16 protein-coding genes and 1 tRNA gene are annotated in these 22,751 nt (G+C 61.0%); 4 read left to right on the top strand and 13 right to left on the bottom strand.

Features of this window, described 5'->3' with window-relative positions; genetic code table 11:
- Nucleotides 1-103 precede the first annotated feature (103 nt).
- The 6 genes from BPSY_RS11610 to BPSY_RS04795 all read right to left on the bottom strand — a co-directional run bounded on the left by BPSY_RS11610 (nucleotide 104) and on the right by BPSY_RS04795 (nucleotide 3,812).
- The gene (locus BPSY_RS11610) at nucleotides 104-274 is read right to left on the bottom strand and encodes a hypothetical protein (RefSeq protein ID WP_156099244.1); all 171 of its coding nucleotides are present in this window, start codon (nucleotides 272-274) and stop codon (nucleotides 104-106) included.
- Nucleotides 271-1,005, bottom strand: a complete 735-nt coding sequence (locus tag BPSY_RS10995; RefSeq protein ID WP_051921719.1) for an endolysin-like domain-containing protein — start codon at nucleotides 1,003-1,005, stop codon at nucleotides 271-273. Before BPSY_RS10995 ends, BPSY_RS11610 begins: the two co-directional genes overlap by 4 nt.
- 139 nt (nucleotides 1,006-1,144) lie before the next feature.
- A complete protein-coding gene (locus tag BPSY_RS11385; RefSeq protein WP_238556809.1) occupies nucleotides 1,145-1,873 on the bottom strand; it encodes an endolysin-like domain-containing protein in 729 nt (242 codons plus the stop codon).
- Between the two features lies 1 nt (nucleotide 1,874).
- Complete coding sequence (locus BPSY_RS11380) at nucleotides 1,875-2,303, bottom strand: holin (protein WP_202961775.1); 429 nt, start codon at nucleotides 2,301-2,303, stop codon at nucleotides 1,875-1,877.
- A 71-nt stretch (nucleotides 2,304-2,374) separates the two neighbouring features.
- Nucleotides 2,375-2,692: a hypothetical protein gene (locus BPSY_RS04800; protein ID WP_033494988.1), complete on the bottom strand. Its 318-nt coding sequence runs from the start codon at nucleotides 2,690-2,692 to the stop codon at nucleotides 2,375-2,377.
- A gap of 322 nt (nucleotides 2,693-3,014) precedes the next feature.
- Nucleotides 3,015-3,812 carry a hypothetical protein gene (locus BPSY_RS04795; protein ID WP_152596767.1) on the bottom strand — a complete coding sequence of 266 codons (798 nt, stop codon included), beginning with the start codon at nucleotides 3,810-3,812 and terminating at the stop codon, nucleotides 3,015-3,017.
- A 430-nt stretch (nucleotides 3,813-4,242) separates the two neighbouring features.
- Between BPSY_RS04795 and BPSY_RS04785 the strand changes: the two genes are divergently transcribed.
- The gene (locus BPSY_RS04785) at nucleotides 4,243-4,620 is read left to right on the top strand and encodes a helix-turn-helix domain-containing protein (RefSeq protein ID WP_033494651.1); all 378 of its coding nucleotides are present in this window, start codon (nucleotides 4,243-4,245) and stop codon (nucleotides 4,618-4,620) included.
- Nucleotides 4,607-5,035, top strand: coding sequence for an ImmA/IrrE family metallo-endopeptidase (locus BPSY_RS04780; RefSeq protein ID WP_033494650.1), 429 nt, complete (start codon nucleotides 4,607-4,609; stop codon nucleotides 5,033-5,035). Before BPSY_RS04785 ends, BPSY_RS04780 begins: the two co-directional genes overlap by 14 nt.
- 82 nt (nucleotides 5,036-5,117) lie before the next feature.
- Here BPSY_RS04780 and BPSY_RS04775 read toward each other — a convergent pair.
- Nucleotides 5,118-5,191: transfer RNA gene (locus tag BPSY_RS04775), tRNA-Gly, on the bottom strand.
- A gap of 138 nt (nucleotides 5,192-5,329) precedes the next feature.
- Nucleotides 5,330-6,004: a LysE/ArgO family amino acid transporter gene (locus BPSY_RS04770; protein WP_051921716.1), complete on the bottom strand. Its 675-nt coding sequence runs from the start codon at nucleotides 6,002-6,004 to the stop codon at nucleotides 5,330-5,332.
- Between the two features lie 70 nt (nucleotides 6,005-6,074).
- Here BPSY_RS04770 and BPSY_RS04765 point away from each other — a divergent pair, with 70 nt between their 5' ends.
- On the top strand, nucleotides 6,075-7,202 hold the full coding sequence (locus BPSY_RS04765; protein ID WP_051921715.1) for a LysR family transcriptional regulator ArgP: 1,128 nt from the start codon (nucleotides 6,075-6,077) through the stop codon (nucleotides 7,200-7,202).
- A gap of 90 nt (nucleotides 7,203-7,292) precedes the next feature.
- Here the strand turns inward: BPSY_RS04765 and BPSY_RS04760 are convergent, their stop codons facing one another.
- The 5 genes from BPSY_RS04760 to BPSY_RS04740 all read right to left on the bottom strand — a co-directional run bounded on the left by BPSY_RS04760 (nucleotide 7,293) and on the right by BPSY_RS04740 (nucleotide 21,920).
- Nucleotides 7,293-7,766 (bottom strand): holo-ACP synthase, encoded by a 474-nt coding sequence (locus tag BPSY_RS04760; RefSeq protein ID WP_193346426.1) that lies wholly within the window; start codon nucleotides 7,764-7,766, stop codon nucleotides 7,293-7,295.
- A 116-nt stretch (nucleotides 7,767-7,882) separates the two neighbouring features.
- Complete coding sequence (locus BPSY_RS04755; protein WP_033494648.1) at nucleotides 7,883-17,218, bottom strand: type I polyketide synthase; 9,336 nt, start codon at nucleotides 17,216-17,218, stop codon at nucleotides 7,883-7,885.
- 92 nt (nucleotides 17,219-17,310) lie between these two features.
- Complete coding sequence (locus BPSY_RS04750) at nucleotides 17,311-18,960, bottom strand: acyl-CoA carboxylase subunit beta (protein WP_033494647.1); 1,650 nt, start codon at nucleotides 18,958-18,960, stop codon at nucleotides 17,311-17,313.
- On the bottom strand, nucleotides 18,957-20,888 hold the full coding sequence (locus BPSY_RS04745) for an ATP-binding protein (protein ID WP_033494646.1): 1,932 nt from the start codon (nucleotides 20,886-20,888) through the stop codon (nucleotides 18,957-18,959). The genes BPSY_RS04750 and BPSY_RS04745 overlap by 4 nt, the downstream gene beginning before the upstream one ends.
- 123 nt (nucleotides 20,889-21,011) lie before the next feature.
- Entirely contained in the window at nucleotides 21,012-21,920 is a 909-nt protein-coding gene (locus tag BPSY_RS04740) for a biotin--[acetyl-CoA-carboxylase] ligase (protein WP_157809778.1), read from the bottom strand.
- Between the two features lie 222 nt (nucleotides 21,921-22,142).
- On the opposite strand from BPSY_RS04740, the gene BPSY_RS04735 reads away from it, so the two are divergent.
- A complete protein-coding gene (locus BPSY_RS04735; RefSeq protein WP_033494645.1) occupies nucleotides 22,143-22,730 on the top strand; it encodes a biotin transporter BioY in 588 nt (195 codons plus the stop codon).
- Nucleotides 22,731-22,751: the final 21 nt, after the last annotated feature.

Below are 22,751 nucleotides of genomic sequence, written 5' to 3'. Positions count from 1 at the left end.
ACCACCACCAAATGTACATTCGCGTCGCGCCGGAAACACAATAAGGCCCCCGTTTCCGGCGTGAGCCGAAAACGGGGGCCTGCTCATTGCGGTACCGAAGAGTTCACTCCTGGCCGTCTTCCTCGGCCTGCCTGGCAAGATTGTAATGCCCTGCCAAACGGAGAACGTCCGGAAGCGAATCAACGGTCATCGGATGCTCGATCGACGCGGTCACAATACCATGGCCGTCATAGTCGACAGTGCCGATCGTGCCAATGCGGATATGATCACTCACTTGCCCAGCGCGGTCTTGACCGCGTTGATGATCGTGGTGTTCTGATTGTCCTCGCTACGTCCCGCGAGAGACTCGAAACGCACGATCCATGCGCCATCAAAGGTAATCAGCGGCAGATCCTTGCCCGTTGCTGCCTTGAAAGCCTTGCTGACCGCGTTGAGCTCATCGGGATGCCCGATGCCGACGGGCTTATGCACGCCATCCCAGAACTTGAGTCCCTTGAACTGATCTGAACCGTATGCTATTGCCATTGTGATTTCTCCTTCTGTATCTGTGTTTGTATCGTTGTTATCTTGTGACCCCGTGTACCGCAGGTAGCAGTTCCACGGGAAGTTGTAATAGGGGCTGACGTTGGTCTCATGCCCCGTCTGGTCACCGGAAGCACCTCCTGATGCCCGGTGGTTCTCGTCGTACGATGCCTGCGCAAGCTGCCCGCCGCCAAGGTAGACGGCGACGTGGTCCGCATCGTTCAGCAGGATGTCTCCCGCCTGCGGACTGCCGTTGTTGGGCAGCCTGACCCAACCTCTTGCGGTCAGCGCAGCGCTCATATCGCCCGTATACGAGGCAGCCCCCGTATCGAAGCCGGCCTCCTGCAGGCAGTGGATCACGAGACTGGAACAGTCCGCCTCACCGCCCGGCCTGATGTCCCAACGATTCGTCTGGTCATATCCCAGACTCACGTCAAGGCACCAGTAGCGCATGCGCTCAATCAGCTTCTGGATATTCGCCATGCTTGCCTCCTGTCTTTGTCAATGGATTTCTCCTTCTTGTGTTGTGGTTATTGCAAATGCCCCGTCCTGGGAAGGACGAGGCACAGTTTGCGCGCGACCGACGTTGGCCGTGCAAATCTTGATTATCGAGCACCGGACCTCAGGCGGGCACGCCGAAGGCATGGATATCCCCGATTCTGTTCGATCCGGTGACGGTGTAGTGCTTCCACTCCGCGACTTTCGCGCCGACGCGTTTCAACGCCTGCACGCGGTCCGTGAAAGCCTGGGGATTGGGAATGTGGGTATAGGTGCCCGCAAGCATATTGGCGATGTACAGGCCGCCTTGGTATTCGAAGATGACATGCGTAGCATTCATGGCTGATATCACGCTTTCCACGTCGTTGTTGAGAGATTGGGACGAAACCGCCCTATTGTCGGCGGGTGCGGTATTGGGGATGCCCGTGTATCGCAGGTAGCAGTTCCACGGGTAGTTGTAGTAATTGCGGATATTGGTCTCCTGGCCGGTCTGGTCGCCCCCGGACCCGTATGCGGTGCCATGCTCGCTGATCGACGCCTGTGCCAGCTGCCCGTTACCGATGTAAATGGCGACGTGGTGCACGTCGTTCAGGAGGATGTCGCCCGCCCGTGGCTTGCCGTCGGCTGGGATGCGCCGCCAGCCGCGGGCGGTGAGCTGCGCGCTCATATTGCCCGTATACGAGGCAGACCCCGTATCGAACCCGGCCTCCCTGAGACAATGGATCACCAGACTCGAGCAGTCGGCATTGCCACCCGGGCGAATGTCCCAACGATCGGACTGCGAGTATCCCAGGCTCACATCACGGCACCAGTAGACCATGCGCTTCACGAGCACCCCAGGATTGCCGGCCATGTCAGGCCGCCGTAGGTGCCGCAGCCGCCATACCGCCAATTGCTGCGGATGTGGCGCCAGTTGCCATGGTCGGCATGCTTGCCGCGAGACCGGCGATGGCGGCATCGGATATCTCCGCCGCGCCGGCACCCTCGGTTCCCGGGACCACGACATCGGCTTGGGTGACGGCAGCCCGCGTAGGAGGGTTTGATTCCACTGGCGCAACTGCAACGCCGGGGGCGAGCGCATATGCGGTGCCGATCGAATCACCTGAGGCGATGCTGGTCAGCAGGGACACCACAGCGGCCAGGCCTGCCACGCTGAGCAGCTGCATCCAATCCGTGCCCAGAAGCCCTGTCGCTCCTGCCGCAAGCACGGCGACCGCGGACTGTGCGAAGGTCTTGACGGCCCGGATGATCGCATCCTTCCAAAATGCGAGTGTGAAAATCATCGTGTTACTCCTTTGTGCAGATATGCGAAAGCCCCCGGGGTTGCCGAGGGCTTTGATTCGTTGAGATCGACTTATTGACGTTTCCGGGAGATGTGGGCCTCCATGATCTCGTCATGCAGATGCGTACCTGTGCCGTTCCCACCCAAACCGTGGTAGGCGGCATATACCTCATCCGCTTCCTCTTTCACATCCACGGTGCAGGGCTTCCCCTCCACCACATATCTGCGGTGGATATCGACGAGACGTCCGCGCAGCAGCACACTCATCCCTTTGGCAAGAGCCTTCTCACGTCCGAACTGGCGACGCAGCAAAGAAACGAGAAAACCCGCGAGAGCCCCGAGCGCCGTCGTCGCCACCCAAGCGAGCACATGCGCAACAAGAGAATCCATATCATGCTCCTTACCGCTCGCGAATGGCCGGACATTGAATACGGCGGCCCGTATCATGCAGATGTTCCAAGGTCCATCCACCGTCCTGCGACGATCCATCAGCGACGGGCACGGAATGACACCGTATCGGGAATCACGGTTCCCCTCCCATCCAAGACGGGTATCAGAAAGGGGCTCAGGATTTCTCCCGAACCCCTCATGTGAATATGAACCAACAATAGACATTCTTACGATGACAGCACCTGGGTGCAAATAATGATGACAGTTGCCGGAGGGCCCCTTAGCGATCAGTGGAGGCAGAGCGCCGACCGGCATTCGAATATCATGCTGTCTGACATGCCGGCCGCCCTGTGGCGCTAGCGCTTATACGCCCGCCACACATCCCACAGCAGAAAGACAGGCCGTCCATCCTGATCCCCACTGCAGCGATGATGCCGCGCCGCTTCCATTGGGTGATCGTCAGACGGTTGATGGCGATCCCGCATCCTTTGAATACTTTGCTGAGCGCAGCCGCGGTACCGCGTGCGTTGGATATGGCGAGTTTAAGAACGCGTTGTTCCTGGACCGCCGTAAGATCAAGGGTCTGCCCACAGGCGCAAGGCTGGTATCCCGCTGTGAGGTCAGCCTCGCTTGACCAGATATCGTCACCGCAGTCGGGGCATTGCCCGATGAGGATGCGTGATTCCGGTGGCTCCAGCTGCCGATCGAGACGTCTGGCCGCAGTGGACGCCAGACGATGGATGTATCGCGCATCCTTGCGTTGCATGAGGATGTCAGCTCGCTGCGCCGCGCCTTTGAGCAGGCTTTCGGCCGGCAGTCGCCGATGGGGCAAGCCGAGTGCTGCGGCCAGCATGACGGCGAACTTCTCGATGCTTTGCTGCAACTGCCAGGCATTCGCATTCAATGGGATCGGAGCCACCGTACGCGTGCCGTGCCCTGCTTCACGCGCCATAACCGAAGCCTTCTTCGCGGCCAGGAGACGTAGGTCAGGCAGGCGAACAGCCAGATGACGCAATATACGTCCCAGATCGGTGACGCAGCCTCCACACACACCCGCCTCCGCGATTCCGACACTGCAGATCGGACAATCGAACGACGCTGTCCGGCTATTACTCATCATCCCTCCATCCAATCGGCATCTTCACATCGCAGTTCCGTGCACCCATCGGCTTCAATGCGCAAGCGCCGATCGTGCATCGTCGTTGAAGTATCGAAATGATCACCCTCTCCATGTATCTCCCCACTGCCTCACTTGCGGCAATTCTCGCCGTGGCCCGTGCCTCATCCCCGCCCTGATCCCGAAACTCCGAAGCCAGGGGCGGACCGCTCGGACCATGCTCTGCAACGGCCGCAGTCATCCGATTCCGTGTTGCTGCGGTAACCGGGTACCTCCGAGACGCCGTTACGTGATGTCCCCTCCTTCAGAAAGCGATGACAACGTTCAGCAGTCCCATTTTTGGCACAAAGTAATAGTCCCATTTATGGTACTTTTTGTCAACTTATAGTGGGATGCTATTGATAAAGTCCCATAAATAGGATTAGATGATGCTATGACACAGATCGACAGTTTCAGCGACTCGGTGATAACCGAGATGGAAAAGGCCCGCCAGGAAGCGCGTTTGACAACGCAAGAGCTGATACGGCGATCAGGCATCAGACGGTCAACATACTTCAGAAAGATGCGAGGAGAGACCGACTTCACCACCAGTGACATCGATGCCCTGTCCAGGGCCCTGGGAGTCGACCCCTTTCTGATCCTTCGCAAGGCCACCGCAGCCATCGATAGGACCGGCATCACCTTGAACCCCGAATCGATGACCGAGGAGGAAAAGAAGCAGTGGACTCTCGACCACATGCAGGAGTACGGTTTCGCAGCAAACACCAACCCCGATAAGGAACGCGAAATGGAGAGCGATGGAACCATATAGCCTCGCCATCACCCCGCATATGACCTACGGACAGATACGGCGATACGCCGAGTCACTGCCTGTGACCGTATGCAGCGCGCAACTGCCGGAGAACGTTCAAGGGGTATTCAACGGCATGCTGAGCACGATCATCGTTGACCGCGCCATGACCTATACGATGAAACGCTGCGCGCTCACACACGAACTGGTGCATTGGGCGCACGGCGATGATGCCTGCAATGGCATCATGGGAGCACGCATGGAGCAGAGGACCAGACGTGAGACGGCCGCACTGCTTATCCCCCGGATCGAATACGCCACACTGGAGAACATCTATGAGGGCGAGGCCTACCCGATGGCCGTGGAACTCAACGTCACCGAACAGGTGCTCAAGGATTATCGCGAACTGATACTCGACCGCAGGCAATACGCCTGATTATCGCTTGTTGTGTTTCACTGAATCGTGTGGACTCCTGGAGCCGCACCATCGGAACTCCGGCGTTTCTGAACTTCGTGAGTGGAGCGGGCGACGGGAATCGAACCCGCGTAATCAGTTTGGAAGACTGAGGCTCTACCATTGAGCTACGCCCGCAAGCGTGTTGTTTACGAACAACCTGAGCAATTATACACAATACCGGGACCAAGCGCCGATTATTCCGGATCCGGGCGCATCACCAGCCGATATGACGGGCGACAGCCGCGCCGGTCCGGACTCGGTGCCCGGGCGTCTCTACTGCATCACCAGATGCACCGACAACAGCACCATGACCACGCCGATGGTCACATCCAAAGCCACCCAGGCAATGCGACTGTTGAAGAGCTTCGCCATCTTGCTGGAGATGAAGCCCAGGAGCAGGAACCACACCACGCTGCAGAGCATCGCACCTGTTGCGAATGACCATTTCATATCGGTGCCATAGGTCGCCGCAATGCTGCCGAGCAGCACGATGGAATCAAGATACACACTTGGGTTCAGGAAGGTGAAGCCCAGGCAGGAGAGGATGCTCTTCTTCAACGAGGTCTGCGCCGGCTTCACCATGGCATTGTCGGAGGACGCGGCAAGGGTCTGCTCCCCTTCCGGGGCCTGCCGTTGGAGCCACATCGCACGGCACTGTATCCACGCTCGCCTGAAGCCGAAGATCCCATACATCAGCAGCACTCCGGCACCGCACCACGTCAGGCTTTTCAACACCATCGGGTGGCTTTGCACTGCCTGGCCCATACCTTGGGTCCCCAAGGCGATCATCAACACATCCGCGGCGATGCAGATCATCAGAATCTGCGGCACATGCGAGCGCGCAATGCCTTGACGGATGATGAAGGTGTTCTGTGCACCGACGGCGATGATCAGACCCGCCTGGCTCAGGAAGCCAGACATGAGGATGGGGAGGGCAATGGAATTCATACTTGGAGAATAGCTTCGCCATTCAAGTAAGTCCAAGTAATTTATTTTATAATACATTAGTATCTCTTATATGAGAGAGTATTCAGGATATCACAACAGACTCCGTGACAGACTCGGCGATAAGCCGGGGGCCAATCCGGGCGATAGAGCGGGCGGCACACTCGGCCACAACCCCGTGAATTCGTCGGCGACCGCGGCAGCGTCCATACCCGACGCATCATCGGAACATATCTCGCAGCTGAAATCCGAGGACCTGTCAGCGAACATCCGCGCCATCCCGCTCGAACAGCTGCTGGCGCTGCAAAGCATCATCGAAGAGGGAAGCTTCGATGCGGCCGCCGACGAGCTGCACATCTCGCAGTCGGCGATCAGCCAACGGATCAAAGCCCTGGAATCCCAGGTCGGTCACATCGTCATCCAGCGCAGCAAGCCGGTGCAGGCAACCGCTATGGGGCAGCTGCTGCTGCGTCTGGCCAGACAGATCACCCTCGCCCAGGAGGAGGCTGCGCAGCGCATAGACAATGAGCAGCGCAACAGCACCGTCAACATTCGCATCGTCGTCAATGCGGATTCCCTGGAGGGCTGGGTTCTGCCGGCATTGGCGCCAATCGCCCAGCAATCCATCGCGCTTGACATCAAACGGCAGGATGAACACATCTCCTCACGGATGCTGCGTTCGGGTGAAGCGATGGCGGCCATCACAGCCGAAGAGACACCGGTGCAGGGCTGCACGATGACGAAATTGGGATATATGGCGTACTTTGCCGCAGCAACCCCCGAATTCGCCTCACGCTGGTTTCCCGAAGGCATGACCAGGGAGACGCTGGAACTCGCTCCCCTGGTGCAATACGACCGCGACGATCAGCTCCAATACCACTTCGTACGCAGGATCACCCATGCCAAGGTGCATCCGCCCATGCATTTCGTCCCCACATCCATCGGATACAACGACGCCGTCGCCCTCGGATACGGGTGGGGCCTGATTCCATCCACGAGTTTTTCCTCGTACCCTGAGGGAACGCTGGTGCGGCTCTCACCACAGGAGCCCCTGCTGCTCCCGTTGTTCTGGCAGCAATGGAAGCTGTCTTCCCCCTCCCTGGACGCCGTCGCAGCAGCGATCATCAAGGCGAGCAGGACCGCTCTGGTACAGGATCATGATGCAGAGGCAGGAAGAGGATACGCATCCCCGTCTACCTGAAGCCGGGGTGTTCGGCTGAATCCAGCTGCCGCAGCGATCGCCGGGAAGGGTTACAGCAACACGGCCGCATCGACCGGAAACATTATCCGCTCAGTCCTCATCGACCGGGCAGAGTATGGCCACGGCAGAGGCGATACTCCCGTCGTGGCTGAGCGATAGATGCCATGCGTGATCACACGCTGGCGCATCCGGGTCGGCACCGGGATCCGATCGCAGGGAGTCCCTCAGTTTCCTTCCCACCTCCTCGGCGAGCACCACATGGGGTCTGCCGCGTGAATCATCGAGTATCTCGATGCGAGCCCAAGGTACGGTTTCCAGCGTATACGGAGAGACCCTGGCGCCCAGGGCCTCCTCCCATGCCTTGATCACGGCTTCCTTACCCGCCCAGCGCGCGGCGAGATGGACCCCTTCCCCGTCCCCCTTCATCTGCGCACGCATCGCACTTTGTCTGCGCTCGCGCGAAGAGAACAGGGCGCCGAATGTCGATCCCGGCATATCGAGCTGCTCCAGGAAGGTGGGGACATCCACCACATCATGTCCAAGGCCAAGCACACTAGCTGTCATATATCCCATTCTCCCTCTCGTCCTCTCCTGGAAGCAAAACCGCGCATGCGGGGCGGCATACCGTTGTTAGCGATATGGCGCCCCGCATGCGCGGTTTCAGCAGACAGCGGAGCCGATCAGCGCTCGAAGTAACCGCTTTCACCAAGACGGGCTTCTGGGTTGAGCAGCATGGCCTTCTCGACCTCATGGCCGTCATAGCCATGGCCGTCCTCATGGAAGCGACGATTGTCGATCGGGGTATAGAGCTCCGCGCGACCCATCATGCCTTCGATGAAGTGCCGTTGTCCGGCTGCAAGACGGGCATCGGCCTTCTCACGCCATTCCTCCAAGGCCTTCTTGCCGGCGGTGTTCGCCACTGCAGCTTCGAAGGCACCGGGATTCACAATCGCGCCGAAGCCCGAGACGTGGCCGAATCCAAGGGATGTGACCAGACCCGCCTTGACGGTTCCGACGGGAAGCGGTTTGGTCAGCCAGACCATATGATCGTCACGACGCAGCTTCGGATCGACGCAATCCAGCGAGGCATTCGCCGGGATCACACCTGATTTGAAGAGCTGGGTGAGACCGTTGATCTGGAAGATGCACGCACCGCCCTTGGCATGCCCGGTCAGGCTCTTCTGCGAGATCACGAAGAGGGGATTACCGTCGGCACGTCCGATGGCATGCGCCAGGGTGTTGTGCAGCTCGGACTCATTCGGGTCGTTGGCGTTCGTGGAGGTGTCGTGCTTGGAGACCACGGCGATCTCATCGGGAGAGACCCCCAAGGCATCGAGATCATGCACCAACTTGGCATCCTTACCGCCAAGACCTGCAGCAAGGGCACCAAGACCCGGAGCCGGAATCGAGGTGTGACCACCATCGGCGAAGGAGTGGATGTAGCCGACGACACCGGCCACAGGCAATCCCATCCGCAAGGCTATATCCCCTCGCGTGACCAGAATCGTTCCACCGCCCTGGGACTCCAGGAACCCTCCACGGCGACGATCGTTCGCACGGGAGAAGAAGCGCGGCTTGATGCCCTTAGCCTCCATCTCGGCGGAATCCGCTGTGGCGTTCATGTTGCCGAAGCCGATCACCGATTCCACACCGATATCGTCAATGGCACCCGTGACCACGAAGTCCGCCTTGCCCAGGGCGATCTTGTCAACGCCCTCCTCGAGGGAGACCGCCGCCGTGGCGCAGGCCGACACCGGCTGGATCATGCTGCCGTAACCACCGATATAGGCCTGCATCACATGCGCGGCAACCACATTCGGCAATGCCTCCTGCAGTATGTCGGTCGGCACTTCCTTGTTGAGGAAGCGATCGAGATAGAGTTTGCGCATCGAGGACATGCCGCCGAAACCGGTGCCCTGCGTGCTGGCCACCATCGAGGGGTGCACGGCCTGCAGGATCTCGACCGGGGAGAATCCGGCGGAGATGTAGGCGTCGACCGCGGTGACGATGTTCCATAGTGCGATCTGGTCGACCGCACCCACCATCGAGGCGGGGATACCCCACTTGATTGGGTCGAAGCCCTTCGGGAACTGCCCGCCGACCGTCCTGCTCATCGTGGCGCGCCTCGGGACGCGAATCATCGAACCCTTGTGCCTGGTCACGATCCACTCCCCGGACTCGGCGTCGGGATGCACCGAAGTATGGGCGTCATCGAGTTTCAGATACTCGCGTGCCACGGCCTCGGTAGGAACGGAGAATTCAACGTCATGGTCGAGGAAGACGGCGGTCTCCTCTTCATCCGAGGAATCCTTGTAATCGTTGCCCATGCCTTCGTCGAAGGGACGGATACCCGAGCGTGCCACAACCTCGTCATGGTACCGCTCCGCGATATCCTCCTCCGGGACCACATTGCCGTCGGCGTCATACCAACCGGCCTGCGGGCTGTCCTGCCACACGAGCAGACCCATGTTCCAGGCCAGTTCCAGCACGCCGGCAGCCGTCAGATCAACCTGACCATCCGAATGGATACCAAGCTCGGCTTCGAAGCGGGTACGACCCGAACCCCAGGGGCCGAGCTCGCCGACCGAGACGATCACGATTTCGTCCTCCGGCTTGGCGCTCACACGCTTCCACTCGGAAAGATTCACCTGTGGCTGACGCGGCACATGAGGCGTCGGGAGGGCTTTGATCGTCGCGTCGACGCCGCCCTTGCCCTTCGCATCACTCAGCGCGTCCTCGGACGATGCCTGTTCGGAGGCGGTACCTTCCGCATCCGCCACCGCCTCGGCGCGCAGGGCCTTGATGTCGATCGGGGAATCCCCCAAACCACCGGTGAGATCGACGTCCAAAGGTGCGCTGATGGCCTTGACGCGGGCATCGGCGACGCACAGATCGAGGAGCTCAACCGCTATCTGCTCGGTGGAATAGGTCTTCAGACCATGGCGTTCGACGACCTCCACCAGGGGATCGTTGCCGCCCATCAGACCAGTGCCCCGCACCCAACCGATCCGCGGATGGGCGAAGGTCACACGCTGCGACCAGTTCCTCTCGGCTCGGGCACGGTTGACGATCGCGTCGAATGCCGACTTGACTTCGCCGTAGGCGCCGTCCCCTCCGAAAATCCCTCTGTTCGGAGATCCCGGCAGCACCACATGCATCCTGTGCTGCACATCGACGCTGGAGCCCAGGGCCGCGAAACCGCTGATCGCCCGCTCGACTCCCCAGAGCATCAACCTTGCCTGCGATTCGAACAGTTGACCCGAATCAGCCATCGTCCCATGCACAGGAGGTGCCGCGAAGGGGAAGAAGAGGCTTGGCTCGTATGCTGGCTTCAGCACCGTTGTGGTCGCCCCGGTGGTCTTCTTCTGCTCGTTGCCGACCCAGGACACCAGAGCATCCACATCACGGTAACTGGACAGATTCGCCGGAACCACCCAGAGCTTGGCGTCACCCACGGCATGCTCACGGTAGGTGCGCTTGGCCCAGGCGATGGTGGAGGGTTTGAAGCTGTGCGAAGTGGCGACAACCGTCGCTCCTCCCGCCAGCAGACCGGCGACGACCTGAGCGGCGATGGAGTTCGGGGCCACGCCGGTCACCACGGCGACATCCGAGGCGAAACGTGAGGCCGAAGGATCATTCACGATGGACCGCGCGGCCTCCTGCGCGATGCGCATGAAGGTCTGGGCGAGTTCATCGTCCCCGGATTTACGGGACTTGCCGGCATACCACGCGGCCTGTTCCTGAACCTCTTCACCGGCACCCAGGAAGCTCAAAGCACCCAGGCTGGTATCCCTCGTGTAGAAGATACGGGCAAGATCCTCTCGTGCGGAAGCCCAACGATCATCGAGGAGAATCGCCTTGCGATCGTCGAAACGCGGCGCGACCTGCTGGGGCCAGTCGGCTCCCAGTTCGGCTTCGACCGTGGCCACCACGGCGGCATTACCATCGTCTTCCATTTCCGCAACCGGATCACTCACACCGAGCTGATTCAGCACGAATCGCGCGGTCGAGGCAAGCACACCCTGCGAGCCTGTGACCTCTTGGGCGAAGGCGTCGAGTGCCGCCGAATCCACCACGGCACCACCAGCCGAACCGCCGCTGCTCGGCAGACCGACCGTCAGCCCCTGCGCCTGAGCGACCTGCTGCACGGCCTGATCGATCAGATCATTGGCGGCGGCGACGCTGGAAACGGGTGCGCTGGACAATGTGGCCAGATCCCCGCCACGCGAGGAGGCCCCCTCGCGGGTGTTCAGCAGCAGCGCGGACACCGTGGCGTATGCCCAGCCGGAACCCAGCTGCCACACATCGGTCACCCGCTTCTCGATCTGCTGCAACTTCACGCCGGCGGCTCCGAAGAGCGCACGCAGACGTTCGCGCACGATATCGCCGAGCACCGGTCCGAAGGCCTTGTAATTCGGAGCGACTTTATTCACCAGAGCATTCAGCGAAGCGATGTCGGCATCCGCCGCACCATCGACGCTCGCCACTCCGAGTTCGGAACTGATATCCATCAGCAGCTGGTTACGGCGCGATGAAACACCGTTGGTCAGCGTGTCCGTGGTGTCGTTCGCACCGATCTGATCCACACGCACCTTGGCGGAATAGGCAAGCAGCGTGGCGATGGCATCGGAGGCCTTGTACGCGATATCCGCGGGACGCTCGCCGCCGACGGCGACGGGAGCCGAAGCGGCTGCAGGAGCAGGGCTTGGAGCGGATTCCGCCGCCGGACTTGCCGAGGGGGCCGATGCTGGTGCGGAGGGGGCCTGAACATGCTCCTCCGTCGAATCGTCCTCGGAGTCCTGGGCGAGGGAATCGGAATCGGTCATGTAGACCCGGCCCTCGTCGCGTCCCACGTTGTATACCGTCACATGACGGCCCGAGAACTCGGGCAGGGCGAGTGTCTTGGCCCCGAGATTCGCCAACGTAGGCGCATTGCCGAGGCCGACCTCGACGTATTCCTCAACACCGAGACCCCCCTGTGCGGTGGATCCGAAGAGCAGGGCCTGGGTCTCGATCCAGCGCACCGGTGAGGCGAACTGCCAGGAGAGCAGTTCGGTGAGCAGCAGACGTCCGAGCTTCTGGTCGTCAGCGGCATACTCATCCCATACGGCCTCGTCGTCCAGCGCATCCTTGATCCGCTGGGAAGGCACCACTTCAAGAATCGAACGGGCGAAGTCCTTCGTCATCTCGAAGGGCACGGCCACGAGGTTCGGGATGTACCGGCCCTCAAGGCGTGAGTAGTCGATGTACTGCGGCAGCAGCGCATGGAGCTTGTCCCTGAATTCGGGGACACCCTTGCGCAGCAGTGTGGAGTGGAAGGGCACATCTATGCCCGGAACCATCATGAACGGCGGTTTGCCGCCATACTCCTTGGCACGGTGCGAGGCATCGGCCTGCAGATACTTCAACCCGGCTATTGTGCCGGCTATCGCGTACTGCTGGCCTGCGAGGTTATAGTTCACGATCTCCAGGAACTCACCCGAGGCATCGGAGACGCTCTTGATGTAGTCCTTGATCTCATCATCGCCCAGACCGAACTGGTTCGGGCGCAATGCCCCCATGCGATAGTTCGAGCGCCCGCGCTCATCGCGGTCGATCAGATGATGCATCGTGGATCCACGGTGGAAGACGAGCTCCAGCACGGTTTCCAGCGGGATGATTCCCGCGAAGGAACTGAGGGCGTTGTACTCCCCCAGGGAATGGCCGGCGAAGTATGCGGGCCAGATATCCGAACCCGCCTCACGCAGACGCGCGGTCTGGGCGAAGGCCACGGTGGACAGCGCCACCTGCGTGAACTGCGTCAGATTGAGCAGCCCTTCAGGATGACGATAGGTGACCCCATTCGCGGTGAGCTCCTTGGGATTGTCACGCACCACAGCGAGGATCGAGAATCCGAGCTTCTCGCGGGTCAGCGCATCCGCGCGTTCCCAGGTCTCGCGGGCCGCTGCGGACTTCGCACGCTCGTCGAGCACCATCCCCTGCTTCTGGATGCCCTGGCCCGGGTACACGAAGGCCGACTTCGGGGCCAAAGCGATCGCGGTGCCGCGGGAGACCAGTTGCCCGTCGATGCGGCTGGTGACTTCGAGCACCAGACCACCGTGATCGACCTTGCCGATGCGTTCGACCGAGACCTCGACCTGGTCGCCGAGCTGAACCATGCCGTACATGTTGTAGGTCCATCCGGCGATCTCGTAATGGGTGCCACTATCGTCGAAGGCCTGCGCGATGTGCTGGGCCGTGGCGGACAGCCACATGCCATGCACCAGAGGGGCGCTGAGTCCGGAGACCGCGGCGCCACGCGTGGAGGTGTGAATCGGATTGAAGTCACCGGAGGTCCTCGCGAAGGCCGTCATATTGAGGGGGGCGGTGACCTTGACACGGCGCAGCAGGCGACGTGGCGTTCCCAGGGTCTCCTCCTCGATACCGCCGCAGTCCGGTGCTTCCGGCGGCAATGCGTCGCTGTAGGCACGGCCGCGAATGGCGAATCGCTCTGTCTCCTGTGCCAGCAGGGTCCCGTCCTGGGTGCTGTGCGTGACGTGAATCGTCACCACGCGCCCCGAAGCCGATTCGAGATAGTCCTCGGCCCAGCTGGTCAGCATGATGCTCTCGCCGACATGCTCGAGCAGTTCGCTTTCGGTGACCTCAAGCTTGATCAGATGGTCGAGGTGCACCGCGTTGAGCAGTCCCTCGATCACGGGGAAGCCATGCACGTACACGGAGCCCAATGCCGCGTAGATCGCAGGCCAGGCGGGACCCACCAAGGCATCGGGGGCCAGACGGGATGGCACCAGACCGGCGGTGAGAGCGCCACCCGTGGCGGCCTCGTGGTCGAATCCAAGATTCGCCGAGAAGGTGTATGAGGTGTGCGCCTTGCCGAAGGGGTAGGTCTCCTTGTCGTCGACCAGCTCGATCTTCGGCATTTCGGTGAGCTTGTCCCCGGTGATGGCCGTGTTGCCGATGCCTGCGGTCGCCGCGAGCATCGCGTAGACGTGTTCCGGCAGACGGTCGCGGTCCACCACGGGGAACAGACCCGTGCGGGAGCCGTCAACGATCAGCGGGATCACGATGTGGCGCACGGCGTGCTTGCTGGTGCCGCCATCAGGATCGTTATCCCAGAAGGTGTCGAGATGCAGATCCAGATCGAAGAGCTCTCCGGAGGCGTTCTCGCCGATTTTGGTGATCTGGTAGAGCGGATCGCCGACTTCGGTGCCGAATGCCGGGTTGGCCATCAGGTGGCCCACCCAAGAGATGTTCGGGCTGCGTCGGATGAACTCCTCGGCGGATGCCGCGCAGGACAGTTCGGCGAATGCCTCCTGTCCCTGGGCGTCCTCATTGCCACGCACGCGTTCGAGGGCGGCCTGTTCGAATCGGGCGAGAATGCTCGCGACGGGCTCATCCACGGTGGTGATGCCACCGACCGAGATGGGGCCGGGAATGATACGCACCGAATCTGCTGAATACCGTGGATCCTCGGACTGCCAGAGTTGATCCTGTCCCCACCACCGCAGCAGATCGTTGTCGATGACCGGAACGAAAGGCATCGGTTTCGGATACTCACGAACCAGTGTGGGGAACCACGCGACATCGGTTGGGGTTATCAGCAGCTGCGTGGTCTGCGGATAGGCCTTCTCCAACTTCGCGAGGGCCTGCGCCGGATCGTTCACATCAGCCCGGTCGGCGAAGAGCGAGGTGAATTCGCCGCTTTCCTGATCGCAGACGCGAGCCTCGATGCGATGCAGCAGATGAAGGAAGCGGTCGACGTAGGTGCCGTCCGCCCAGGGATAGGTGAGTTCCGCGAAGCGTTGCGCCCACTGCATGTAGGTCATGCTTTCAAGATCACCGAAATAGGGCTTCGCTGTTTTGCTCAGCGCCTCGATGACCTCGTCACGACGTGTCTCTATCTCCTCGGGGTGCTTCATCATACGCACCAGGAGACGGCCGCATTGAGCCGAGGAGTTCTCCAATTCATAGATGTCGGCATGCAGATGGCTCAGCCCCGAGGTCACACCACCGACGGACTGTCCGCTGGGAACCCATTTCTCGCCGAGTGGGGCGAAGGGGTCCGCATCGGGGCCGTTGTCGGTGATTCCCGGCGTATCCACCAGCATCTGCTTGACCTGGGCGCTGGTGTGCGCCTCCTTCGCGGTCATCGCGGCGGTGCCCACGAGCACGCCATCAACCGGCATGTCCGGCAGTCCGTATGTCCTCGACCACTCGCCCGAGATGTAGTCGGCCGCGCGCTCAGGCGTGCCGATGCCTCCACCTACGACCAGTACGAGGTTCTCGCAGGAACGCATCTCCGCGTAGGTGCTGACCAGCAGGTCATCAAGAGATTCCCATGAATGGTGACCGCCGGCGGCCCCTCCTTCGACTTCGATCAGCACATCGGTGGGTGCGACGGCTTTGGCGATACGCACCACCTGACGAATCTGGTCGACGGTTCCGGGTTTGAAGGAGACGTATGGGAAGCCATCGGCCTGCAGGGAGGCGATGAGATCCTTGGCCTCATCCAGCTCAGGGATGCCGGCGGAGATCACCACACCATCTATCGGGGTGCCCGATGAGCGCTTCTTCGGAACGATCCGTTGCGTCCCGAACTGGAGGTTCCACAGGTACCGGTCCATGAACATCGCATTGAATTCGACCGTGCGGCCTTCGTCGAGTTCCTGCTCAAGACGCTCGACGTGCTGGTCGAAGACCTCTGCGGTCACCTGACCGCCACCGGCCAACTCGGCCCAGTAGCCTGCATTCGCGGCGGCGGCCACGATCTCGGGTTCCACGGTCGTGGGTGTCATACCGGCGAGGAGCACAGGTGCCTTACCTGTCAGCTCGCTGAAGCGTGTGCGGATCTTATCGCCGGCGGGAGTGTTGATCACAGCCGGTGCGAAGCGCTTCCAGTCCTGTGTGCGTCCTGGTTCGCCTTCCAGCGTGGAGAGTGTTGCACGGTCCGCGCTCGACGCGGCTTCGACGATGCCGACGCCTGTGCCCTGGACCAGGGCACCCACCAGTTTGCCGAGTGTGACTCCGGGACCCATATCGACGATCCACAGTTTCGTCGGGTCGCTTTGCGCAAGCACGTCATGGATCTGCCTGACCCAATCGACCTCATTGAGCAGCACCTCCTGCGCCAGGGTGTGGGCACGCTTGGAATCCAGACCACAGGCGGTCGCCCAGGATACCGTGAGATCTACCGCCTCACGCATCAGTGGTGAATGGAAAGGCAGTGTGACCTCAAGATATTCGAGCACGGGGGCGAATACCGCGCCTCCCCGGATCTTCTCCTCACGCAGCTTCGCCTGACGCTTGTGTTCCTTGTCCACTTCGACAGCGAAGGCCGCGAGGTCCTCGGGGTAGCCGGACAGCACATGGTGGCTTGGTGCATTGGTGACGGCGATGGCGATCGGACCGTGCGGGTCGTTCACCCGCGAAATCAGCTGTTCGACCTGTGCACGGGTCGCTCCCTTGATGGACAGCATCGGAGTGGCATCGCCCCGGGCCGTCAGACCCAGTTGCCTGCTTTGACGGGTACCTGCTGCTCCGATGAGCATCGCGACCGCCAGAATCTCGTCCACGCCCTTTGCCGCCGCGGCGAAGGATCCGGCCGAGGCTATCTCCTGCACCATGTGCGCCGCGAGAATGCCCTGCGAATGACCGAGCACCGCGAGCGGTTTGACCGATGCGATGTCGTACCCCAGATTGGCGGCGTCGAGCAGTGCACCCAACTGTGCAAGCGCGATGCCCGGGACACTCGCCGTGGCATCGGCTGCCTGCCCGAGCTTCGCCGGATTCGCGTCGAAAGCGAAGAGATCGGTGGGTTTGCCGGTGGTGGCCAGCAGATCGGCACCGACCGGTGCCAGCAGACGCTGTGCCGACCGGGCATGCTGCCTGAGCGACTCATCAATCGTGGGGTCGCCGGACAATTCCGACAAAGCCACTGTCCATGGTGTCGACTGCCCGGAAAAGACCAGGGCATGTGGCTCGGAAGCCAGACGGTTCAGGAAGAAGGTGCTGCTCATTGTATTCCTTTTGCTATTCGTTTGCTCTTGCAAGAAGTGTGTGTTCCTTATGGTTTCGGATTGAAGTGGTGGGGTCGATGATTGTTCCTGCATCACAGCGGCTGGTTTCCGTGATGCTTCGATGTATGCTTCACTCGCCTCTTGGTGGCCAGCGTGGCCAAGGACTCCTCGATCACCTCGCGGGTCTGTTCGGGATCGATCATCGCGTCTATCTCACCCATCTCCAGTGAAAGATTCGCATTGACCGTGCTCGCCTCATACTCGGCCGCGAGTCTGTCGCGCAGCTCGTCGACGTCCTGACCCGCTTCCTTGGCTTTCTGGAGGTCCTTGCGATGGATGATATTGACCGCACCGGTGGCTCCAAGCACCGCTATCTGCGAGGTGGGCCAGGCGAAATTCATATCGGCACCGATGGCCTTGGATCCCATCACGATGTATGCGCCGCCGAAGGCCTTGCGCAGAATCACCGTCACCATAGGCACCTGCGCGTTGGCATATGCGTATATGACCTTCGCGCCACGACGGATGATCCCCGCATGCTCCTGGTCGCTGCCCGGCTTGTAACCGGGGACATCCACCAGTGTGATCACGGGAAGGTTGAAGGCATCGCACATTCTGACGAAACGTGCCACCTTCTCGGAGGCATCCACATCCAGGATTCCTGCGCTCACGGCCGGTTGATTGGCGACGATACCGACAGGGCTGCCGGCGATGCACGCGAATCCCACCACTGCCGACTGGGCGAAGAGCTCCTGGACCTGGACGAACTCCCCGTAATCGACGATGGCACGAATCACATCCATCACATCGTATGGCTGACGATCGTTTTCGGGAATGATGGTTTTCAGCCGTTTGGCGGCTTCCTGCTCCGCATGGCCTGAGGCGTATGCGTAGCTCGGAGCCTGCTGCTCGCTGTTGGAAGGCAGATATGCCAGCACGGTGCGGGCGTAATCGATGGCATCCGCCTCATCCTCACCCAGGTAATGCGCCACACCTGATTTGGAATTGTGGACGTATCCGCCGCCGAGTTCATCCATGCTGATCGTCTCGCCGGTCGCGGCCTTGACCACATCCGGACCGGTGACGAACATATTGGAGTTCTCCTTGGTCATCACTATCAGGTCGGTCAGGGCCGGGCAGTACACGGCACCTCCGGCGCAAGGGCCGAGGATCACGGAGATCTGCGGGATGAAACCGCTGGCTTCGCAGGTCTTGCGGAAAATACGGCCGTATTGCGTCAGGGCGGCCACACCCTCCTGGATCCGGGCACCACCCGAATCGATGAGAGCGACCACGGGAATCTTCATCTCCAGGGCCATATCCATCAAACGACAGATCTTCGTTCCTTCAGCGGCTCCCAATGTGCCGCCACGCACCGAGAAGTCCTGCGCGTACACGCCCACCTTGCGTCCGTATATCTCACCGAATCCGGTGATCACCGCCGACCCGGCCTTGCCCTTGGCGATGTCGCCTCCGGCAAAGCGCCCCAGTTCCTGGAAGGTATCGGTATCGAAGAGCAGGTCGAGGCGTTCGCGCGCCGTGTGCTTGCCTTTTGCGTGCTGACGGTCGCGGGCATGTTCCTCGGCACCGCGAGCAAGCTCGGCGGCACGGATGATCGCTTCTCGCACCGGCTGTTTTCTGCCCGTCCCCGTGTTCGGATCCTGCGCTTCGGATCCCTGCTGCGCGACGGGCACCGAAAGATCGGCGGGTTTCGTATTCGCCATATCGATGATGTCGGTCATGATGTCGCCTCCTGCTCGTGATGCCGTTGCGCCGCGTCGCCGGATTCGGTGCCGTCCGGAACCGTATCGTCCTGAGCGGCGTCCTGCGTGGATCCTTCCACGGACAGTTTGACCAGCGTCTCCCCCGGATCGACGCCATCCGCGACGGAGATCAGGACCTCGCGGACCGTTCCCCCGCACGGGGCATACACGTAGTTCTCCATCTTCATGGATTCGAGGACGACCAGCAGATCGCCCTTCTCCACCTGCTGCCCTTCGGCGACGTTGATTCTCGTGACCACAGCCTGCATCGTGGCGACGATGATGCCCGAGCGTCCGGCATCCGCATGCTGCACCTGTTTGGATACATCATGCAGGCCGTGCCCGCGCAACGGTTGGGCAGGTCTGCGCGCTCCACGGGAGGAACCCGCGGCGGAGCCCAGACCAGCGAACATGGATTCTGGAACCGCGAGTTTGACGCGCTTGTCATCGATCTCGATGGTGAAGGTCTCCACACTGTGTTTCTTCACACCGTGTTGGTCTCCCTTTCCACCGTTCTCCCCCTCACCGCTCACCGAAGCCGGCTGGCCGGTCGTCGTGGTCTTCGGCTCGACATTGAGGTAGTTGCGCTCCAACCATTTCGTGGAGACGTCAAAGGAGTGGTCTTCGGCTGTGAACTCCGGATTGGTGAAGATCTTCTGGAACAGGCTTGCCGGCGTGGGCACGCCCTCGATGCTCATCTCACGCAGTGCGCGTCGCACCCTGGCTACAGCCGCCAGACGGTTCTGGGCGGTGATGATGACTTTGCCCATCATCGAATCATCCTTGGGGGAAACGGTGTCCCCGACCTCGACGCCTGAATCCACGCGTATTCCCGGTCCTGTGGGCCACTGGATGGCCTCCAGCGTTCCTGCGCTCGGCGTCAGATTGGTGGCGGGGTCCTCGCTGGTGATGCGCAGCTCGAAGCTGTGCCCGCGCGGGGCAGGCGCATGGGTGAGCTCGCCACCATCGGCGATATTCAACTGCTCCCTGACCAGATCAAGTCCGCATACCTCTTCGCTGACCGTATGCTCCACCTGAAGGCGAGGGTTGACCTCCATGAAGTAGACCTTGTTGCCCGGCGTGACGAGGAATTCGCAGGTTCCCAGTCCCTCGTAGCCGACCGTATCGAACAGCCGGTGCGAGAAGCCTTCGAGCTGAGCGATGGCGTCCTTGGGCAGGAAAGGCGCGGGGGCCTCCTCCACAAGCTTCTGGTTGCGGCGCTGCACCGAGCAGTCACGCGTCGAATACACCGTGAAATTGCCGTGGGAATCCCGACCGGACTGTGTTTCGACATGACGTGCGCGATCGACGAACTTCTCGATGAAGTAATCACCGAGATCGCCGCCCTGCAGGGCATCATGATTCATATAGAAGGCACGCAGCTCGTCATCGTTGCGGATCAGAGTGATGCCACGTCCACCGCCGCCGTCGGCCTTCTTCATCATGACCGGATAGCCATTGGCATTGGCGAAATCAAGCAGCGTCCTCATATCACTCACCGGCTCGGCGATTCCGGGGACGACGGGCACCTTCGCCCTCCCCGCAACCTTGCAGGCCGTGATCTTATCGCCCAATTCGTCCAGAACACCGGGTGCGGGACCAACCCAGGATATCCCGGCCTCAATCACCTTCGCGGCGAATGATGAAAACTCCGAAAGAAAACCGTACCCGGGATGCAGGGCATCGGCACCGGCGCGCTTGGCGACGTCAACGATCAGATCCTCATTGAGATAGGTCTGGATATTGGTGTCTCCCGGCAGCAGATACGCCTCATCGGCCATCTGCGTGTATGGGGCGTTGCGATCCTGCTCGGCGTAGACGGCGACCGTTGCGATACCCATTTCCTGGGCGGTGCGCACCACGCGCAGCGCGATTTCACCTCGATTGGCGATCAGCAGCTTCTTCATAAAGTCCTTTCCCTGACATCCACTTGTCCTGGTACGTCCTGTTGCCTCGTACACAGCCGCCTCGTTCCCTATCCCATCCATGCTTCCGGGGAAGATCCGTAGGCGGCGACGCTCATCTGCTATTCACTCGGGCAGCACCCCCACATCACCTGTGGTGACGGTTCGCTCCACGCCGTCATGGCAGAGAACGACCAGAGAGGCATCGTCATCAATACGCAACGCCCTTCCCAGCACCACCTCACCCGAGGCGAGGTTGGCCTTCACCGAGCGCCCGATCGTCCAGCTTTCCCTGCTGAGCTCGATGAGCAAGGCATGGCAGACCCCATCGGGATCCGCATACAGGTGTTCAAGGCGATCACGGAGCTTCACACTGGCCGCCGCGGCGATCCGATCACGCAGCTCCTCATATCCCGGCAACGGCGCGTATTCCAATTGCAGGGATGTCGCCAGGTCGATCGGCAGATCCGCGCGGGACATGAACATATTGATGCCGACACCGAAGAGCACCGCCGACCATTGCTCGTTGACCTCGACCATCTCGCTGAGTATGCCACCCAACTTGCGTCCGTTGATGAAGAGATCATTCGGCCATTTCAGTGAGATAGCGGAGTCCTCATGCAAGAGCCGGGCACCGCATTCGGCGAGCACGTCACGCAATGCCTCGAGCAGGGCGAGACCTGCGGTCATCGTCAGCCAACCGACATGCCTGCCCAGCAGTATCGGACGAGGAACGGGCACGGCCCAGGATGCCATGAAGGATTCCCCCGGCCTATTCGACCAGGACCGTCCGAGGCGGCCACGGCACTGGGTCTGCACATCGGATGTCGCCAGACTCATTGCCAGTCCGTCCGAGCTGGGGGAATATGCGGCGACGTCATGTCCCTCGCTGAACAGTCCGCCGATCAGAGCCTGGGCATCACTGTGATCCCCCAGCATCAGAGCCCGGGAGAGCAGGGAATTGGTGGAATCGACGCTGTCCATCACCTTGATCGACGACACCACAGCCGCGGTGCGAGGAGCTTGAGAAGGCAAAACTCGATCCTGATAAGACATAGATTCAAACCTATCAATCGAATTTTCAAGGAGAAAGCGCCAAGTCTACAAATCGGGCACGGGCATTTTGTACGAATTCACAAAAAGAGCAGGACGGTGCACTTCTAGGATTGTGGAAATCAGGCAGCCGAAATCGTGATCGTGGGCATCCTCCCGATGCATATCCGGCTGCATCAGAACTGACAACAGGAAGAGAAGAGTATGGATACCCGTCGTTTCGAGAACCGAGATTTGGCACGCATAGCGGTTTTCACCGCCCTGCTTACGGCCTTCAGCTTCATTCGCATACCGGTGGGCCCGGTTCCCGTGACCATGCAGACCCTCGCTGTGATGCTGGCAGGTACGATTCTGGGTCCGTGGCTTGGAGCCCTTTCGGTCCTGCTGCTGCTCGCGTTGACGCTTGTAGGGCTCCCGCTGCTTGGTGGCAACGGCGGTTTCGCCGTATTCGTCGGACCGACTGCCGGTTATCTGCTCGGGTTCGTACTCGGCGCTGTGGTCATAGGCCTGATCGCGCATCAGGGACATCGTCTCATCTGGTGGAAGACCGCGATCGCCTGTGTCTGCGGCGGCATGGTCGTCCCATATCTCTGCGGCATCCCGGTGACGGCACTCATCCTCGGGCAGCCTCTTGGCACCACCGCCTTCAGCGCAGTCGCCTTCCTGCCCGGCGACATCGTGAAAGCGGTGCTCGCCACACTCATCACCGCAGCCTTGTGGAGAGCCTATCCTGCTGCGTTCCCTTCATCGTTGCGCCGTCAGACGCAGTCGGCGTCATCCTCGCTGCAGTGAGGATCCGCACCGGAAACCGCA

It is taken from the genome of Bifidobacterium psychraerophilum (assembly GCF_000741705.1).
GTDB lineage: Bacteria > Actinomycetota > Actinomycetes > Actinomycetales > Bifidobacteriaceae > Bombiscardovia > Bombiscardovia psychraerophila.
Note: the sequence above shows the minus strand (reverse complement) of the source record. Positions and strands in the feature narration are given on the sequence as shown.

Bases quoted from the DNA above. Each gene is read 5' to 3' on its own strand.
- BPSY_RS10995 (WP_051921719.1), bottom strand. From the start codon at position 1,005: ATGGCGAATATCCAGAAGCTGATTGAGCGCATGCGCTACTGGTGCCTT.
- BPSY_RS11385 (WP_238556809.1), bottom strand. From the start codon at position 1,873: ATGGCCGGCAATCCTGGGGTGCTCGTGAAGCGCATGGTCTACTGGTGC.
- BPSY_RS11380 (WP_202961775.1), bottom strand. From the start codon at position 2,303: ATGATTTTCACACTCGCATTTTGGAAGGATGCGATCATCCGGGCCGTC.
- BPSY_RS04800 (WP_033494988.1), bottom strand. From the start codon at position 2,692: ATGGATTCTCTTGTTGCGCATGTGCTCGCTTGGGTGGCGACGACGGCG.
- BPSY_RS04795 (WP_152596767.1), bottom strand. From the start codon at position 3,812: ATGATGAGTAATAGCCGGACAGCGTCGTTCGATTGTCCGATCTGCAGT.
- BPSY_RS04785 (WP_033494651.1), top strand. From the start codon at position 4,243: ATGACACAGATCGACAGTTTCAGCGACTCGGTGATAACCGAGATGGAA.
- BPSY_RS04780 (WP_033494650.1), top strand. From the start codon at position 4,607: ATGGAACCATATAGCCTCGCCATCACCCCGCATATGACCTACGGACAG.
- BPSY_RS04770 (WP_051921716.1), bottom strand. From the start codon at position 6,004: ATGAATTCCATTGCCCTCCCCATCCTCATGTCTGGCTTCCTGAGCCAG.
- BPSY_RS04765 (WP_051921715.1), top strand. From the start codon at position 6,075: ATGAGAGAGTATTCAGGATATCACAACAGACTCCGTGACAGACTCGGC.
- BPSY_RS04760 (WP_193346426.1), bottom strand. From the start codon at position 7,766: ATGACAGCTAGTGTGCTTGGCCTTGGACATGATGTGGTGGATGTCCCC.
- BPSY_RS04755 (WP_033494648.1), bottom strand. From the start codon at position 17,218: ATGAGCAGCACCTTCTTCCTGAACCGTCTGGCTTCCGAGCCACATGCC.
- BPSY_RS04750 (WP_033494647.1), bottom strand. From the start codon at position 18,960: ATGACCGACATCATCGATATGGCGAATACGAAACCCGCCGATCTTTCG.
- BPSY_RS04745 (WP_033494646.1), bottom strand. From the start codon at position 20,888: ATGAAGAAGCTGCTGATCGCCAATCGAGGTGAAATCGCGCTGCGCGTG.
- BPSY_RS04735 (WP_033494645.1), top strand. From the start codon at position 22,143: ATGGATACCCGTCGTTTCGAGAACCGAGATTTGGCACGCATAGCGGTT.